The sequence below is a fragment of the Dokdonia sinensis genome (assembly GCF_003688895.1).
Taxonomy (GTDB): Bacteria; Bacteroidota; Bacteroidia; order Flavobacteriales; family Flavobacteriaceae; genus Dokdonia; species Dokdonia sinensis.
Window position 1 is genome coordinate 106594 of sequence record NZ_REFV01000011.1, and the last position, 16798, is coordinate 123391.

Below are 16798 nucleotides of genomic sequence, written 5' to 3' on the forward strand. Positions count from 1 at the left end.
TCAAAACTTCTTGGGCTTATTTACCACAAACTTGAAAGTATGGAGGTACCGTTTTATCGCATACCAAACATCCTTGATAAAGCCTATTTTAAGCCAAAATATCGTAGCCACAACACCATTGCTGGCGGCAAGTAAACTAACCTCCTTGTGCCAGAGCTGGTAATTCCCGACCATATCATTTTTAAACCTAAAGAACTCCTGTTTTCTAGAACGTTTAATCTCATAATGAAATATGGCAGGTACAAATTCAATTTCGTAACCAGCTTCCAGAACACGCTTAGACCATTCCTTGTCTTCAAAGGTAGCAACGTCCTCTCTAAAGGGGTGCTTCTCCCATACGGAACGCCTGAACGCAGATCCAGAAAATATCAATCCTGCTCTATTCGGATTTTCTTTTGCCTTTAAATCGGTTATATAGGCACGATAGTCATTTGTACTGTGTAGGCATCTTAATCCGGCCAAATTCTTATTTCCTTCAAAACCTTGCTTAATGAGTTTAAAAAAGTCGTGGCTTACAGGATATGAGTGTGCACTAAAGATGACCACAATATCATTTCTAGATTCGCGCGCTGCGATGTTTGCACTCCCTCCGTAACTAAAGTTTTCAATCGTTACGAGACGGGCTCCGTAGTCTTTACATATTTGGTCACTGCCATCTGTAGATAGGTTATCAACGACTATAATCTCGTCTATATCATCTACATACCTTCTCGTTAAATTGCCTAGAAGAAACGAGAGTGCATCTTTTTGATTTTTTGTACGTATTACGACTGAGATCATAGGGACAATTTACTTTTTGTTTAGGATGCGTTCTAAAATTCGATACGGTTTTAGTATAATTTTACCTAGTCTGTATTCCAGTGAATTTTGTAGACACTGTTCCTTTTTTCTACTCGTCGTAAGATAATGCGTAAATACCTTTATGCAGTTGTCAAAGTCCTCTATATAAATATCGCGATGCTTGTGGATGATATACTCTTTCACACGTTCGGCATCCCTACTTATGGTCGTAACTAACATAGACTTCTTCGCTTTTCTATAATAAAAGAGAGGTTCTTCGAGTACCTTATACTTCCATCCTCTTTTTGTTACAGCGAGCCAAAATTCCCAGTCTTCAAAACCTTTCTTCATCGTTTCGTCATAACCTCCCACTTCGTCCCAACATTTTTTTCGATAAAGAGAAGTCGCTACTAGCTGATTTACGTACAATAAGTAAGGATAGGTATCACCTTGTGGTCTTAATTGATGAATAACATTTTCTAAACTACCTTCAAAAAAAGTACTGTAGGTCGTAACAATGGCAAGCTCATTATTCTTATAAAGTACGGGTACTGTATATTCTAGATACCTCTTGTGTAATAGATCATCTGCATCCAGCGGAAGGATAAAGGTGCCGTTGCTTGCTTTTATTCCTGCATTCCTAGCGCTGGAAAGCCCTCCATTGTCTTTTGACACATATTTAAATCGATCATCCTTTTTGCACCAGTCATTAGCAACTTGGCCTGTATTGTCTGGACTTCCATCATTCACTATAATACATTCCCAATGTCCGTACGTTTGTTTAAGGACGGACTGCAAGGACTCCTTTAGAAAGTGCGCTTGTTTATAGCAGGGAACGATTATGGAAATAAGTGGCGTTGTCACTAGCTTAAATTATTTCGATAGACTTTTTACAAATCTAAGTGGTTTTAACAGAAGTAATCCTAATCTGTAATCTTTACTGTATTTATGAATTATAACTATTTTTCTCAATTTGATTAAATGATATAAAAGTGGGAAAGAACTATTGGTTTTAAATCACTTTTATTGAGAACTGATTATATCTATAATTTGAGCAACTGCTTTTCCATTTCCATAAGGATTTAAAGCATTTGCCATTTTATCATAATGACTTTTATTAGTAATGAGCTTGCGTACTGCTTCAACAATTCGATCTTTATCATTACCTACTAATAAAACCGCTCCACTTTCTACAGCTTCCTGCCTTTCTGTAAATTCTCGCATTACGATGACAGGTTTGTTGAGCGATGGTGCTTCTTCTTGAATTCCACCACTATCTGTGATAATTAGGAAACTACGCTGCATCATCCAGATAAACAACTCATAATCTAGTGGCGCTAGTAATTTTATATTGTCAATTCCTTCTAACTTTTGGCGTACTGGTTTGAGAATTCTAGGGTTTAAATGAACTGGAAATATAATAGTAAAGTCTGGAAATTCTTTTGCGATTACTATTAGTGCTTTGCATATTTCAAGGATGCCAGCGCCTTGATTTTCTCTTCGGTGACTGGTCACAAGAATAACTTTCAAATTACCAATTGATTTCTTAAAATCGAGTAGTCTTTGCGATGGTGAGTCCTTAACGATTTTTAAGCCTAGAAACAGGGCATCTATGACTGTATTACCAGTTACGGAAATGGATTGCTTATCTACCTTTTCATTTAGTAATTCTTGCAGTGATTGTTTTGTAGGTGCCATATGTAATGAAGCAAGCCTAGAAATAATTTGACGGTTTGCTTCTTCTGGAAAAGGAGAATAAATATTATGTGTGCGCAATCCTGCTTCGATGTGTACAATTTCCTTTTGAGCATAGAAAGCTGCGAGCGCCGCCATCATTGCAGTAGTTGTATCGCCATGCACAAATACATAATCCGGATCAAAATCATCAATAATAGCAGAGACCCCATCCATTAATCTACTGGATAAGGCTGCCAAGCTCTGATTAGGTTGCATGAGATCTAGGTCGCTATCTGAGGTTAAATCAAAGAAATCCATTACTTGATCTAGCATTTGTCTATGCTGACCGGTCAAGCAAACATGAGTATTAAATAAATCTGATCGTGTTTTAAATCCTTTGATCAAAGGCGCCATTTTTATGGCCTCTGGTCTAGTACCTATAACAACAAGTAGCTTTTTCATAAAATAAGTCTATCGAGGTTTGGTTCTAATTAATTCTATAATTTTTATTTTACTGAGATTCTTAAAATATAGATTTTACTAACCAACCTCTAATGTTATGCCTACTTTTTTCCTATCAAATCCAACTCAGGTAGCGAATATGATATTCAACTCTGACAAAGGTGTTGACTTATAAATACCTAATGTTAGATCAAAACACCTATTTATAAATTTTAACAACTAACCTTTTGATTCTTTTGAGTGTATATATTAATAACCAAATGAGAGTTTGACCACTAAGTTTATACCCCTTCACAATGTTGAAGCTCACCTTTAGCGATTTGATGGTGGCTAAAAGATCTAAAAGCTTTTCATAATGTTTGATATGAGCATTAAAAGTAGTATCCGCACCAAACTGAAAATAGTTTTGATGGATTTTAACTATACTCGCTATTAGAATTTTTTGATTTTCAAAAAGATACACAGAGGCCTCCTTCTTGTTCAAATGATTTAAGACTAAAAATCGTTTGGTTATTTCATCATATCCGAAATTAATCTGAAGCTTCGTAAACATACGTTCAATCAAATCACGTCTAAAACCTCCAGATGCACTTATCTCAGTAGTTAAAGAAGATCCGTGTACTCTGTATTTATATAAATTTTCTTCAACTCTATATTGTCTAATAAACGGAAGGTTAGTTAACCAAAATGCATAATCTTCTATTCTAAACAAATCAATATCATAAGTGTTTTTCTTAAATAGACTTGCTCTGCCTAAAAAACTTGGACCTATTACATTTTGAAAAAGTAACTCTTCTACTATTCCTACAGGTTGTTTTTTTATATGGTCACCGTCGTGATCTACAATATCATAATTAGAAAAAACGAAATCAGCCTTTGTTTGAATCAATTTATTTAACAAAGTCTCTAAAAAATTAGGCTTCAAAAGGTTGTCATCACTTGTCCAGGTAATATATTCACCATGAGCAACTTCAAAACCAGCATTCAAACTATATGGAAGCTTCTTATTTGTCTCGTTTTCAACAATTTTTATTCTCTTATCTATGGTCTGATAATATTTTGCAATTTTAAGACTTTGATCTGTTGAGCAATCATTAACAATAACAAGTTCCCAATTTTTGAAAGATTGATTCAAACAACTATCAATAGCCTGAGACAAATATTCTTCACCGTTAAAAACGGGCAATATGATAGAAATTAAAGGAAAAGTATTCACTTTGTTGTTATAAAATTCAATTGTATGCTTATTCTTATTAACTGTCAAAAACGCTTATATTGAACGCATTAATTACCATTTTCTTTTATGCCTTTCAATTACAATTTATAGATAAGTCTAAGGATTCTCCATTTGAAATGGACTTTGAGTACATCACTAATAAACAAAACATAATGTTTAAGATCGAATATACTTCATTAAAAAATAACCTTTACCCGTCATAAACGTTACTGCAAGTGCCAATGGGTACAGCAGACCTTTCGCGCCAAAAAATGTCGTAAGAAGCGAAGTTGTTTTCCATATCTTTTTAGGTATCACCTTTCCCCTTGCAAGTTCAAAATTAAGTATTACCTGGCTAGACAATAACCATCTAATCATCTCTACTGAACCAGTTTTTTTAAAATAATCTGCAGTAACAAGGTAATTATCAGCTGCAGTAATCTTAAACACATTCATATCTTTTTTTGCCATCTCAACCACTCCTCCATCGTGTATCCTTCGGTGCGTGAGTATTTCATTGATGAGATAACCATTTTCGGTAAGGAGTAAAAGTTTGATGTTATATTGATATTCTGTAGCCTGATCTCTAATGCCACCTACGAATGATATTTGATCTGCATATTCTCTAGAAACCAATAAATCATTTGTTATCCACGCCGTTTTAAATTGTGCAAAATTCATAGCCGATAAAACTGCTGTTTCTCGGTCTATTTCGTATGGACGCTCAAGAAATTCATCCTCATTGAAATTAATACAATCACCTACTACAAAATCATAATCTCCCTCCTTCATATGCTTTAAGCTGACCTCTAAATGATGAGGAAGCATCACATCATCGCTATCAAAAAACTTAATATATGACCCTCTAGCAAAAGTATAGCCATAATTTCTAGAGTAATTTGCACCTTTTGGAACAGAATCAGGACGAACAATATACCTAAAGCGCGCGTCAGTTTTTTCAAACTCTTGAACAATCTCTTCTGTATGATCTGTAGATCCATCGTCCACCACAATACACTCAAAGTCTCCGTACGTTTGATTTTGGATCGCGGTTAAGGTTTCGGCGATATAGTTTGCTCGATTATAAGTGGCTATAATTATTGAAATCATATTAACGTTTTGATATCAAGTTTTTAACGGGCGTTATTATTCTGCTTACGATAGAGGTTATGCTGTGCCCTAACTTGAAAGAAGTGGTATCCACTATTTTCTGCTTATCCTTAAGTAATATGTTACATTTCCTATGTAATTGTTCATAAATATATTTACCGTGCTCTCGGTAATCAGATTCATATTTTTCATAAATTTTTAACTTGAGAGCCAGGTCATTTTCATTTGCAGTGTATGTTCTAGAATCTAAGGTGTCCGTGTAGTTGAAAAGGATTTCATTTACGATTCCATAGTGATACCCATTCTTAAGTATTCTAATATTAAGATCCCAATCTTCATATCCCTTCTTAAAAGAAGTATCATAACCACCCGCTTTTACGATTGCCTCCTTCTTAAATATCAAACAAGAAAGTGCACCATTATGCAGTAAACACGATTGTAGTGTGATGGCTACAGGTATATATGGTAATATTTTTTTATCATTCACTACTCTTACGTAGCCACACATCACAGCACCATAAGAATCGTTGTCTTGAAATTTTTTAAGAGCCTTCTCCACAAACGTAGGTTCAAAATAATCGTCTGCATCTAACACGAGAATAAACGCACCCTTAGCCATTGCGATTGCTGTATTACGTGCACTTGAAACTCCAGCATTTTTTTGATCTATGATGACAAGTTCCCTGTGAGTGTGTTTTAATTTTTGAAGAACTGCTAGCGAACCATCTGTAGAACCATCATTTACGACGATTATCTCTCCAATTTCAGCAGTTTGCTGGAGCACACTTTCTACAGCCCTAGTGATAGTAGCCTCTGCATTGTAACAAGGAATGATAGCGGAAACAGTCATATACGAATGTAGGAAATTAAAAGGCCGAAGAAAAAAAGTAAGTCCATTTACTTATTACAATTTAAATGTAAATTCTAATTAAACCACTGTCGTTTTCTTTCCAAAATCCAACCAAGAAAAGCGATAACGGCATTGAGGATTTTTAGAAAAAAAGCGTTTGTTACAACGATATTTAATTTGTCATTTACCTGTGACCAGACACTATCTATCTTCATTTGCTTTTCTAAGACATTATCAAAGGTCTCATCATACAAGTCAAAATGTTCTTTGAGCACCTGCTTACGCTCTGCTTTATGAAGCTCCGTGTTTTCAGGTGTCGTAGAGACTCCACCTTCATAAAAAGTAGAAATTACCATATCCACTTTAGCTTGCGACACCTTTGCTTCACATAATACTTTTATAAAAAATGCCCAGTCAGAAACAATTTTTAAATCAGTTCTATAGTTTCCGTAAGTTTCAAAAAGTGATCTCTTTATAAAAGTTGCACCGTGCCCTAGAGAAGTTCTCTTAAAAAATGAGAAATCTACGCATCCCGGATAGGTATTTGTAAAACTATATCCATCCTCTTTCACTATCCGTAAATTACCGTATACAATAGCAGTACCCGTCTGTAATGATTTACAAACTTGAGACAAGGCTCCCGCATTAAAGAGCGTATCTCCGCTATTTATAAAAAGAATATATTCACCCGTAGCTCTTTCGATTCCCTTATTCATGGCATCATAAATACCGTTGTCCGGCTCGCTTACCCAATTTAAAAATTTACCTTGTGAGGTTTCGAGAAGTTCCTTACTCCCATCGGTAGAGCCTCCGTCTATGACTATATGTTCATAGTCGTCAAAATCCTGACACTGTACACTTTCTAGTGTTTTGATAAGACCACGGACATCGTTATAATTTACTGTAATGATGGATATGAGCATTTTTTTACTTTTGGGTTACTAAACTACCTATATTGGGACAAAGTAATTCATTATGCGGATGAAAGTCAAATTAACGTACCTTTAAAAAGTAAAAAATCATTAGAAACCCACGAGTGCGATGATACGAAAGTTTATTAAAAAGATGATTAAAAAGTGTATGCACCCTCATAACTTTTATTTGAGCGCAGTCACGCCTACTCACGTAGTTTCTGATTTTATTAAAGACTTTCGCCCCTATACCACAAACCAAGCACTTATAAGACTAGGAGCTTCTGGCGACGGAGGATATCTTGTTCCAGATGATTTAGAAAATATAGCAGCATGCTTCTCACCAGGAGTAGATCGCGTTTCTGAATTTGAACAGGATTGTTTGGGCAAAAATATGAAAATCTTTATGGCAGATGCCTCTGTAGACTTCCCTACTATTAATCTAGAGCCAGAAAAGTTTTCTTTTATTAAAAAGCACATTGGAGTCTTAAATAATGACCGATTCATTACTATGGACAAGTGGATCAGTGACTCAAAAGTTGATAAAGATGCTGACCTGTTATTGCAAATGGACATAGAAGGTGCAGAATATGCTGCTCTAACAAATATTAGTGCTGAAAATTTAAAGCGGTTTAGAATTATTGTGATCGAAGCTCACGGGTTAGACCACTTATGGGACACTGTTGCATTTGAGCACATAAGCACCCCTCTATATAGAATACTCGAGACCCACTATTGTGTTCATATCCACCCCAACAATGTTGGTGGCGCACTTACCCTAAATAATATAACAATCCCGAGACTTTTAGAATTTACCTTTTTAAGAAAGGATAGAGTAACTACAAAAACATTGAGTAAAGAATTTCCACATGCACTGGATGCTCAAAACACTATGGCACCCCCTCTCGATTTACCTAAAAGATGGTACGACTCCTGAAACCTAAAGCTGTAGAATTAACTTTCTGATCAATTTTCAATTTTTATTTGATAAGTCTATAATTTTTATCCTCTAGGAAAGGTGAAGAGGATCATTTAATACGAAGAGATCGTTTCAGTTTTTTCCACAACTTACCTAAAAAATAATGTCTATAAAGAATGACTTTTTGATTGTAAGGATGTAAATGCCAAAAAATATGCTTTCCCAAAGATTTTTCCAGATCGAAAATATCATTCACCGCATTTCTTAAATTAACAGCACTTGCTTGTTCCTCGTGTACTCGAAAAGATATTAATGTTTCATCTATGAAAGCAATATCTCCGTAATTCATTAGCCTATACCAATATTCGATATCCAATGCTTGTTTAAGCTCAGTATTAAAAGGACCTGTACGAAGCATAATATCTCTTTTAAGTAACGTAGCTGGTGGCTCACCTATTTTATTAACAGGTACTCCTAAGAGGTTTTTATTCTTTAAAAGTTCTCTTCCCTTATATACCTGATTAGGTTCGATTCTAATATTATGCCAATGAGTGTGCAATGATTTGTATTTTTCTACCCAATCCACATCCCTTGGATTTGCTGTATCATAAATAAAGTGACGTTTGCAATACACCATAGCTATGTTTGTATCACTTAATGCAAGGCGAACCATTTTTTCTGTACAATCTGAGCGCAAAACGTCATCCTGAAAGAGAAATTTAATATACTTTCCATTCGCCTTTTCAACAGTATTATTCCAGTTTGCTCCAATTCCAAGAGGCTCGTGACTATATATATAAACAGGAAAGGATACGCTTTCGCGAAAGCGTTCTAATATCTCCATCGTACAGTCGCTACTTTGATCATCACTAATGACCACTTCAATATTTTTGTAAGTTTGATTTTTAACGGAAGTTAGTGCTTCCTCGAGATAAAGCGCTCCATTGTATGTAGGAATGCAAATAGAAACTAAAGGATCCATGTGAAATTATTTTATAGTGAAAAGTGTAAAGCCAAAAAGCCTTTTAGTAAGGTTATTTATTAAAAACTTCTCACTCTTGAGTTTACTTTCAAATCCCTCTTGCATTACATCGAGTTGCTTCTTACTATGAGCAATATCGTTTAGTTTTTCTGCCAATTTACGATGATATACTTTACTATACTTCTTTACGATGTAATCTCGATTTGCTACTAACATTTCGTCAGTAAATGTTCTAATCATCGAATTACTAGAAACAAAATATTTGAACGTAATTTGATGTAAATGGTGAAATTTTATATTTCTCACACCGAGAGCAATCCAAAATTCCCAATCTTCGTGACCTTGATAGGGCATTCTTTCATCGTAACCACCTACTTTTTCCCACAATTCTTTTCTGTAAATGGCACAAGCATCGATAAAATTGCTTATCAACATCCTGTCAAGATTAAATTCACTAATCCCCCAGACACCACTCTTTTCCCCAAAATATTCGGCATTTCCGTGAACTACTCCTATTTTACTATTGGAATTTAGTAAATCTATCGCCTCTTGTCCAAACTCTTTAATTACTAAATTATCTGAATCTAATGGTAAAATATAATTCCCAACAGCTTTCGAAATGCCAAAATTTCGCGTCTTACCTAAACCTTCATTAGGTTTTGAGAAATACTTAAAACGTTTATCTTTTGCTACCCAAGCATTAGCAGTAGCTTCCGTATTATCAGTAGAGCCGTCATTTACAATAATTGCTTCCCAATTTTGAAAATTTTGATTCAAAACAGACGCTAAAGTTTTCTCTAGAGTTTTTTCTGAATTATAACAGGGGATAATTATACTTAGTTCAGGATTCATTATTTGATATTAAAACGACGGTGTAAATAATAGAGTCTTTTTAAAATTGGACTAGTCGGATATCTCATCTTGGCAAGACTACTTAAAACTTCTTTAATTTTTATGCGAACGATTATTTTTTCAGGATCATTTAGGTAAGGTGAAACTATTTTATAAAAACTTAAGTAGTTTTCTTTTTCTTTAAACTTATCTAGTTTTGACCATAATCCCTCATTATGAATTCGATAAACGCTCATTACATCATCTAAGCATTTTATTTTTTTCCCTTCTGCACATATTAAATATAATCCCATATCGCCAAAAGGAAGTTTATTAAACCAAGTAGAAAATTTAATTATATCAGGCTTTCTTGTAACTACACTTGCTGTTGTAATAAAATTATAATATTCTAATAAATCTTTATAGATATACTCTCCATTACTAGAAATATCAGGTATTGGATGAAGACTCAGGTCATTAGAATTTCTTAATAAATTAGCTCGGTGGAAACAGATATTAAAATCTTCGTTTACGTCTAAAAAATCCACCTGCTTTTGAAGTTTTAATGGGTCTGTCCAATAATCATCACCATCTGAAAGGGCAATATAATTACCCTTTGCTTTTTTTAGACAAAAAACCCACGGTTTTTTACCTTGAGAATATATGTTTTCTTCCTGATAGATTGGTTTTATTAATTGAGGATATTTTTTTTCGTAATCTCTTATAATTTGCGAAGTTCCATCTGTGGAACAATCGTCGTGAATTATAATTTCAAAATCAAAATTACATTCTTGCATTAAAAAGCTATCTATAGCTTGAGAAATATACTTTTGCTGATTGTAGGTCGCACAAACTATTGAAACTTTTGGTATAGACGTCATATAATTTCTATAGATTTGAATTGTATCCTATTTGCCGTTTTGATTTTTAAATGGTCCGTCTGATTTTTTTGGAGCCAATCTATAATAGCTTTAGGCAAATTTACCCCAGCTGCATGTGTAAAGGGATAGCCTCCACCAAATCGAGCATTAAATTCTAACACCTTAAATTTATTGTCTTCTACTAAAATATCAACATCTAAATTTCCAATATGTTTGAGTTTAGCAGAGATAGCTTTTCCTATTTCCTCCAGTTCTCTATGGTTTGTTATCAGTTCTGAAATATCTGTTTCTCCAGAACGCATGGCAATTTTTCGCTTTACAAAGGTTCCTGAATAATTAGTATTTAAATCGTTAATAATGTCCAGTCCATACTCTTCACCAGCAATCATTTTTTGAAAAATTACTCTGTTATCTGGAGTTAAACTAGACTCATATTTTAAGTAACATTCGTTTATTTGTTTCTGAATGTATTTATTAAAAAATAATAATTCTTCCATATTGTCGGCTCTATAAACACCTATAGACCCCATTCCCCATCTTGGTTTAAGGATGAGAGGGTAATGAATTAGATTTCTATCTAAATCACTTTTAAGAAGCGATATTTCTATATAACTTTTAGGAGTATCAAAGCCATTCTTTGTTAAAAAATTATATGTTAACCACTTATCGTTACATAACTCAATAATTTGAGCATTCGAAACAAGTACCGTAATTCCATTTTTTAAAAAAACCCTTTTATTTCTAGATAAGACGAGTAAATCGATATCAAATAGAGGAATAACAAGAGTAATTTTATGCTTTCTGCAATATGATAATATTACTTGAATATATTCTTTATCGTATATTTGAGGAGAGACTAAAGTATGATCTGCAAATTTAAAGGACGAACATAGTTCAGTCGAATTGGACACGTGTAGTTTTCCAGCTAAAGGTTCAATAGCCTCTTTAAAGTATTTAACCAAATAACTTCTTCTTCCAGCACTAGTTAAAAGTATATTCATTTTGTTATACTTTGAAGTATTTAGTAAACTCAGTCTGCGGATGAAGGGATTTTATATACGATTCTTTATAAACATACACAGTAAATTCAAATAAAGCATAGTTATGCTTTATTTCAAAAAATCTACTTAGTTCGTCATTAATGAAGTTTAATATTTTTGGTAAGTTGGCATAATAGGACTGTGTTTGGTAATAGTCCACAAAAGGAGAAACAAAATTAAATGCAATACCTTTTGTACACATATCAAATGCGTTTTTTAATAAATTCTGGGAAAAACTTTCCCATTCTCTAATTGAGCTTTCCCCTCTTTGATGAAAAACCCCACTAAGTACCACAAAATCGTAAGTATCATTGAAACTTGACTCCGCAATATCCCTATGAAAAAAATTAAGTGAGGGAAATCTGTTTCTGGATTCCTTGACATATTCTTTAAGAATTTCTGACCCACTATATATTATTTCTTTATCCGGATAGTTATCTAGAATAAATTGCTGAAGATCTGCCATACCCATACCTATCTCGTGTACGGTTATATGATTTTCTTCTTTGAAAATTCCACAAACATTAAGAAACCTTAATTTTTTATGCTCAATAGATTCTGAGCTTACGGCCATAGGAGTGCCTTTAAAACTCTGATAAAGCTTTCTATAAATTTTTTCTTGTTTTGTTCTGGTTGGATTATTATCCATAAAATTCTCTTTTCAAAATTGAATAAACTAGTTTATTTTCATAACTCCTATTCGAATAATAGTGCTCTCTTAAAACACCGTCTATTTGAAATCCAAGCTTCAAATACATCTTATTTGCTTGTAGAAATCGTTCTGAAGTTTGCAAAAATACCTTATTCAAATTCAATCTTTCAAAGGCGAAATTTAAAATCAGTCTTGTTGATTCCGAGCCCATTCCGCCAGATCTATTATCGTTTGTAGCGATAAATATATTGAACATACAATGCCTATTGATATAGTCAATATTTCCCAAGCCTACATTTCCAATATGCTTATCGTTGTCGATTCGACAAATCGCGAAAACATATCTCGTCTTATCATTTTTTATAGAATCATACCATTCTAGCTGATTTTCAAAAGACAGCACCGGCAGATAGCCCATAATTTCGCTAATTACTGAATCATTTATCCACTTTTGTGTCAAATGAATGTCTGTTTTTTCAAGTATTCTTAAGTAAACTTTATCACCCTTCATATCAGAATATTTTAGCCGTTTTTGTTTTATTATTTCTTGTTTGAGGATAATCATTGAATAGTTTAGGATTTATAAGGCAAATACCCAAGATTAGTGCTAGTTGCATAAATCCGGGAACGCCTGTCAAAAACAAGAAAAAATGCATACTCAATATTAAAAATATAATAATCTTATTATATCTATTTGTAAAAAGAATTATGATAACTGACAGTTCAACTATTATTGAAAGAATGGAAAGAATGGAAAAAATATAATTGTTAGAAGAATAATCAAAAAATGGCTCATTAAATGTATAGTGCAAAAAACTGTCTAGAAAACGTTCGTATAAAATATTCTGACTTGTGCCTCCTTGCATCCATTCTATTAAAGTCGTTACCGGGAAAATTTTAGCTAAACCCGCAGAAAAATAAATATATACAAACCATGCAGAAACTAATTCAATAGGCCATCTATACGAATTATATTGAATATTTTGAGTTTGTAATGTCTTTCCAAAAACTAAAGCATCTAGTGATATATTATCAGAGCTTTTGCTAAAGCAAATTATTAGTAAAGGAAACCATATATACAACCACGGAACTGGAGCATCAAAGTTGATGTACCAAAAATCAAATAAAAACAAAAAAGAAATAAATAATAAAGGAGCCACAAATCGTGTTAAAAATCCTAATATTAACAAAACACTTAGGACTGGAACAATTATTTGAAGATAATCTACTAGGGTTGAAGCAATAAGTGTATCTAAAAAAGATGGGAAAATTGTTACTGTTTCTGAAGTTCCACCTGCTACTTGTAATAAATCGATTAGTTTACTATTTGACGAGTAAAATATTTGAAGTCCAAGTAGGATTCTAAAAATAGCCAACTGATTTCCAGAGCCTGCAAAATTTATTCTATTTAAAATATTATTTTCAAAAACACTATAGCTCATAACACTTTTGTATTTGATAGTTCGGTATATAAACTTTACCGTAATATCGTTCATCAGTATTCAAAGTTATCGCATCACATATATCTGGATTAAATGTAACTTTTCTAGTTTCAAAATTTACACTTTGAACTCCAACCCAAAGAGTATCAATTTGCGCGTCGACGAGAGAATTAAGTAAATAATCAAAATTCTCTTTTTTTCCTTTATTATGAAAAGTTGTTGAAAACGTGTATTCGTGAGTGTATCCCAATCCTAATTTATCTGACAAAAAATAGAAGCCCTCCTTTCTTACATCTAAAATCTTTGGCTTGTTTTCTTCAAAATAGTAATATTTTAATCTATAGATTATCTTGCTTTTAGAATCACTATCAAAGTAAGATCTATTGCTGAACATCCCAACATTTGAAAAAGGATAAACAGTTTTACCTAATAAGACACAGATAAAGTTCCCTACAAATACAATGATTATAATTAACTTAACATTATTTGGTATATTTAATTTTTTACTCTTCGAGTAGATTTTTCTAATAATACTATCCCTTTTTTTAAGGCTTTTTGAAAGTAAAAAACTAATTAAGACCAATGCTAAAAAGTGAAGGGAATAGAACAACTTTATTTTAAACGAACCTTCAAAAAAACTAGGTAAAGTATTAGTTTTGATTAAGTTTGATAAGATAAAAAAAATCAATAAAGCGTATATCAAATCTGCGAGGTACTTGAATTTATCCAGAATTTTATATTTGCTATTCATTATTTTGAATAATTTTATTTATAATATTCGAAATAGTAATTATTGCATTATTTTCTAATCCTACATATAACGGCAAGCAAAGAACTCGATTAGATACATCCTCGCTAGTAGGACACGCTACATTATCTACATAAGGTAATGTATTTAGGGAAGGAAAAAAATAACGTCTGGGATAAATATTATTTCTTTTTAATTCCTTAATTGATTTCAAAAGTTGTGACTCTGTATTAAAAATTAAAGGATAATAGCTATAATTCCATTCGGTATTGTCCCTTAATTTGACTTTTTTTATTTTAGAAAAATCGAGGAGCTCATCATAAAATTCAACAACTCTTTTCCTTTGAGCTAGAATCACATTAAAATATGGGAAAACTGCCAATCCCATTGCCGCACTCAACTCCGACATTTTTGCGTTAATTCCTACGTGATTAAAAGTCTCTGACGTGATGTGTCCGAAATTGCACTTTTGCAGTAACACATCCCGCATATCTGTATTATTAGTTGTGATACAACCGCCTTCTCCTGTATGGAAAATTTTCGTAGCGTGAAAGCTACACGTGCTTATATCTCCGTAGCTTAATAATGAGATGCCTCTGTAAGTAACTCCGAAAGCGTGCGCAGCATCGTAAATCACTTTCAAGTGGTGCTTCTCAGCTATTTTTTGGATAGCATCTGTTGCACACGGGTTTCCAAAAACATGAGTTGCTAAAATCGCTGTGGTATTTTCAGTAATTGCGTCTTCAATTTTCTGTTCATCAATAGTCAGATAATCTGGATGAATATCAACAAAAACTGGCTTGCAATTCTCCCAAACGATACTTGAAGTAGTGGCGACATAACTAAAAGGTGTAGTAATGATCTCTCCCCGATTACCTAAAAAATTTAAAGCAATTTGGATCGGTAACGTACCATTAGCAACTGCTATAATGTGTTCAACACCCAAAAAACTTTTCAATTTCTGTTCTAACTCTAAAACTAACTCACCTCTGTTAGTAAGCCAACCATTATCCCAAGCTCTTTTCAAAATGTTATTATATTCATTTTGTGGTGGTAAAAAAGTTTTTGTTACGTTCATATTGTAGAAGAATTATCAACGATATATTCAGCATTGAGTAACATTGGCTCCCAAACTTGATCTGTATTAATTATTTGAAAATTAAAGCAACTGTTTGAGCGATAGATAGGCTGCTTAGTTTTAATATCTCGTACAGCTATGCTAATCGAATAGATACCTTTAGAGAGTTGCAGATTTTTATGCCTTAGCGTAAGTTCTAATTTATTTTTTTTAATTAATAATTGTTGTGTCGAACTATTTCGAAGGAATGAAGCAACAGGCCTCTGTTCCTTATCAGAAATAATAAGCGTAAATTGAAAATTAATATTGTCAGAACTGGTATTAAATTTTATTTTTATAATGAAATCACTATTCCAATTTAATTTTGGCAAATCAGTTAACGAATTTTCTACATTCAATAAAGTTACAGAATCGAGTGCGATTTGACCATCATCAAAAACGATATTACTTTCATTGCCTGTCTGAAATCGCTCATAATACAAATCTATTCCTTGAGAAACTTGACTTCCGATAAACTTTGTTTTACCTGAATCCAGCATTAAAATTTGTGTGGCAATCCTAGAAACCATCGGCATACTATGAGAAACAAAAACCAGGGCTGTGTTAGGTAATATCGTATCAATCTGCTTAAAACATTTGAGTACAAAGCCTAAATCTCCTACCGCCAAAACCTCATCTATCAATAATATATCCGGCTCCATTTGTGCGGCCACAGAAAATCCCAAGCGTACTTTCATACCAGAACTGTAATTCTGTACGGGCATATCTATAAACTCTCTTATTTCTGCAAAATCAATTATACTTTCTACCTTACGATCGATCTCTTCTTTTGAAAACCCTAATACTGCACCGTTATTATAAATATTTTCTCTTCCTGTCATAATAGGATTAAAGCCTGCTCCTAGCTCTATAAGAGCCCCAACTCTACCTCTCATCGTTACCTTACCATGATCTGGGTTAATCAACCCATTAAGGATTTTAAGCAACGTACTTTTACCAGCACCATTATGTCCAATAAGACCCAAACATTCCCCACGTCTCACCTCAAAGTTGATGTCCTGCAAGGCGTAAAATTCATCAGGCCTTAACTCATCACTAGACTTCTTCCCTCTTAGATTACCTAAGAGATCATAAACGCCATACTTCAAACTCTTCTTAAGACTTTTAGAAAACTTTTTTGAAAGCCCCTCTACTTTGACTAATACCTCTCTATCCATAG

General features: G+C 33.3%; 18 protein-coding genes. 1 reads left to right on the forward strand and 17 read right to left on the reverse strand.

Annotation, left to right across the window (positions count from 1 at the left end):
• The 7 genes from EAX61_RS11805 to EAX61_RS11835 all read right to left on the reverse strand — a co-directional run bounded on the left by EAX61_RS11805 (window position 1) and on the right by EAX61_RS11835 (window position 7018).
• Window positions 1–780: a glycosyltransferase family 2 protein gene (locus EAX61_RS11805; RefSeq protein WP_121917903.1), complete on the reverse strand. Its 780-nt coding sequence runs from the start codon at window positions 778–780 to the stop codon at window positions 1–3.
• Between the two features lie 9 nt (window positions 781–789).
• Window positions 790–1644, reverse strand: a complete 855-nt coding sequence (locus EAX61_RS11810; protein ID WP_121917904.1) for a glycosyltransferase family 2 protein — start codon at window positions 1642–1644, stop codon at window positions 790–792.
• Between the two features lie 159 nt (window positions 1645–1803).
• The gene (gene wecB / locus EAX61_RS11815; protein ID WP_121917905.1) at window positions 1804–2919 is read right to left on the reverse strand and encodes a non-hydrolyzing UDP-N-acetylglucosamine 2-epimerase; all 1116 of its coding nucleotides are present in this window, start codon (window positions 2917–2919) and stop codon (window positions 1804–1806) included.
• 199 nt (window positions 2920–3118) lie between these two features.
• Window positions 3119–4183, reverse strand: a complete 1065-nt coding sequence (locus EAX61_RS11820) for a glycosyltransferase family 2 protein (protein ID WP_121917906.1) — start codon at window positions 4181–4183, stop codon at window positions 3119–3121.
• A 129-nt stretch (window positions 4184–4312) separates the two neighbouring features.
• Window positions 4313–5245, reverse strand: a complete 933-nt coding sequence (locus tag EAX61_RS11825) for a glycosyltransferase family 2 protein (protein ID WP_121917907.1) — start codon at window positions 5243–5245, stop codon at window positions 4313–4315.
• 1 nt (window position 5246) lies between these two features.
• The gene (locus EAX61_RS11830) at window positions 5247–6095 is read right to left on the reverse strand and encodes a glycosyltransferase family 2 protein (protein ID WP_121917908.1); all 849 of its coding nucleotides are present in this window, start codon (window positions 6093–6095) and stop codon (window positions 5247–5249) included.
• A 74-nt stretch (window positions 6096–6169) separates the two neighbouring features.
• The gene (locus EAX61_RS11835; protein WP_121917909.1) at window positions 6170–7018 is read right to left on the reverse strand and encodes a glycosyltransferase family 2 protein; all 849 of its coding nucleotides are present in this window, start codon (window positions 7016–7018) and stop codon (window positions 6170–6172) included.
• Between the two features lie 142 nt (window positions 7019–7160).
• Between EAX61_RS11835 and EAX61_RS11840 the strand changes: the two genes are divergently transcribed.
• Window positions 7161–7943: an FkbM family methyltransferase gene (locus EAX61_RS11840; protein ID WP_161555225.1), complete on the forward strand. Its 783-nt coding sequence runs from the start codon at window positions 7161–7163 to the stop codon at window positions 7941–7943.
• A 91-nt stretch (window positions 7944–8034) separates the two neighbouring features.
• Here EAX61_RS11840 and EAX61_RS11845 read toward each other — a convergent pair whose 3' ends face one another.
• Genes EAX61_RS11845 through EAX61_RS11890 form a run of 10 tightly spaced genes read right to left on the reverse strand, consistent with a single transcriptional unit; the run spans window position 8035 to window position 16796 of the window.
• Window positions 8035–8907 carry a glycosyltransferase gene (locus tag EAX61_RS11845; protein WP_121917911.1) on the reverse strand — a complete coding sequence of 291 codons (873 nt, stop codon included), beginning with the start codon at window positions 8905–8907 and terminating at the stop codon, window positions 8035–8037.
• Window positions 8908–8913: 6 nt separating this feature from the next.
• A complete protein-coding gene (locus EAX61_RS11850; protein ID WP_121917912.1) occupies window positions 8914–9759 on the reverse strand; it encodes a glycosyltransferase family 2 protein in 846 nt (281 codons plus the stop codon).
• Window positions 9759–10619 carry a glycosyltransferase family 2 protein gene (locus tag EAX61_RS11855; RefSeq protein WP_121917913.1) on the reverse strand — a complete coding sequence of 287 codons (861 nt, stop codon included), beginning with the start codon at window positions 10617–10619 and terminating at the stop codon, window positions 9759–9761. The genes EAX61_RS11850 and EAX61_RS11855 overlap by 1 nt, the downstream gene beginning before the upstream one ends.
• Complete coding sequence (locus EAX61_RS11860; protein WP_121917914.1) at window positions 10616–11620, reverse strand: ATP-grasp domain-containing protein; 1005 nt, start codon at window positions 11618–11620, stop codon at window positions 10616–10618. Before EAX61_RS11860 ends, EAX61_RS11855 begins: the two co-directional genes overlap by 4 nt.
• A gap of 4 nt (window positions 11621–11624) precedes the next feature.
• A complete protein-coding gene (locus EAX61_RS11865; RefSeq protein WP_121917915.1) occupies window positions 11625–12308 on the reverse strand; it encodes a class I SAM-dependent methyltransferase in 684 nt (227 codons plus the stop codon).
• A complete protein-coding gene (locus EAX61_RS11870; protein WP_161555226.1) occupies window positions 12301–12822 on the reverse strand; it encodes a GNAT family N-acetyltransferase in 522 nt (173 codons plus the stop codon). The genes EAX61_RS11865 and EAX61_RS11870 overlap by 8 nt, the downstream gene beginning before the upstream one ends.
• Window position 12823: 1 nt before the next feature.
• Window positions 12824–13753 (reverse strand): DoxX family membrane protein, encoded by a 930-nt coding sequence (locus EAX61_RS11875; protein WP_121917917.1) that lies wholly within the window; start codon window positions 13751–13753, stop codon window positions 12824–12826.
• Window positions 13743–14504, reverse strand: coding sequence for a hypothetical protein (locus tag EAX61_RS11880; RefSeq protein WP_121917918.1), 762 nt, complete (start codon window positions 14502–14504; stop codon window positions 13743–13745). The genes EAX61_RS11875 and EAX61_RS11880 overlap by 11 nt, the downstream gene beginning before the upstream one ends.
• The gene (locus EAX61_RS11885; RefSeq protein WP_121917919.1) at window positions 14497–15579 is read right to left on the reverse strand and encodes a DegT/DnrJ/EryC1/StrS family aminotransferase; all 1083 of its coding nucleotides are present in this window, start codon (window positions 15577–15579) and stop codon (window positions 14497–14499) included. Before EAX61_RS11885 ends, EAX61_RS11880 begins: the two co-directional genes overlap by 8 nt.
• On the reverse strand, window positions 15576–16796 hold the full coding sequence (locus EAX61_RS11890; RefSeq protein WP_121917920.1) for an ABC transporter ATP-binding protein: 1221 nt from the start codon (window positions 16794–16796) through the stop codon (window positions 15576–15578). The genes EAX61_RS11885 and EAX61_RS11890 overlap by 4 nt, the downstream gene beginning before the upstream one ends.
• Window positions 16797–16798 lie beyond the last annotated feature (2 nt).

What these genes read in the sequence shown, in the direction of transcription:
- EAX61_RS11805 (WP_121917903.1), bottom strand. Translation starts at nt 780, where the DNA reads ATGATCTCAGTCGTAATACGTACAAAAAATCAAAAAGATGCACTCTCG.
- wecB (WP_121917905.1), bottom strand. Translation starts at nt 2,919, where the DNA reads ATGAAAAAGCTACTTGTTGTTATAGGTACTAGACCAGAGGCCATAAAA.
- EAX61_RS11825 (WP_121917907.1), bottom strand. Translation starts at nt 5,245, where the DNA reads ATGATTTCAATAATTATAGCCACTTATAATCGAGCAAACTATATCGCC.
- EAX61_RS11830 (WP_121917908.1), bottom strand. Translation starts at nt 6,095, where the DNA reads ATGACTGTTTCCGCTATCATTCCTTGTTACAATGCAGAGGCTACTATC.
- EAX61_RS11835 (WP_121917909.1), bottom strand. Translation starts at nt 7,018, where the DNA reads ATGCTCATATCCATCATTACAGTAAATTATAACGATGTCCGTGGTCTT.
- EAX61_RS11840 (WP_161555225.1), top strand. Translation starts at nt 7,161, where the DNA reads ATGATTAAAAAGTGTATGCACCCTCATAACTTTTATTTGAGCGCAGTC.
- EAX61_RS11845 (WP_121917911.1), bottom strand. Translation starts at nt 8,907, where the DNA reads ATGGATCCTTTAGTTTCTATTTGCATTCCTACATACAATGGAGCGCTT.
- EAX61_RS11850 (WP_121917912.1), bottom strand. Translation starts at nt 9,759, where the DNA reads ATGAATCCTGAACTAAGTATAATTATCCCCTGTTATAATTCAGAAAAA.
- EAX61_RS11855 (WP_121917913.1), bottom strand. Translation starts at nt 10,619, where the DNA reads ATGACGTCTATACCAAAAGTTTCAATAGTTTGTGCGACCTACAATCAG.
- EAX61_RS11860 (WP_121917914.1), bottom strand. Translation starts at nt 11,620, where the DNA reads ATGAATATACTTTTAACTAGTGCTGGAAGAAGAAGTTATTTGGTTAAA.
- EAX61_RS11865 (WP_121917915.1), bottom strand. Translation starts at nt 12,308, where the DNA reads ATGGATAATAATCCAACCAGAACAAAACAAGAAAAAATTTATAGAAAG.
- EAX61_RS11870 (WP_161555226.1), bottom strand. Translation starts at nt 12,822, where the DNA reads ATGAAGGGTGATAAAGTTTACTTAAGAATACTTGAAAAAACAGACATT.
- EAX61_RS11875 (WP_121917917.1), bottom strand. Translation starts at nt 13,753, where the DNA reads ATGAGCTATAGTGTTTTTGAAAATAATATTTTAAATAGAATAAATTTT.
- EAX61_RS11880 (WP_121917918.1), bottom strand. Translation starts at nt 14,504, where the DNA reads ATGAATAGCAAATATAAAATTCTGGATAAATTCAAGTACCTCGCAGAT.
- EAX61_RS11885 (WP_121917919.1), bottom strand. Translation starts at nt 15,579, where the DNA reads ATGAACGTAACAAAAACTTTTTTACCACCACAAAATGAATATAATAAC.
- EAX61_RS11890 (WP_121917920.1), bottom strand. Translation starts at nt 16,796, where the DNA reads ATGGATAGAGAGGTATTAGTCAAAGTAGAGGGGCTTTCAAAAAAGTTT.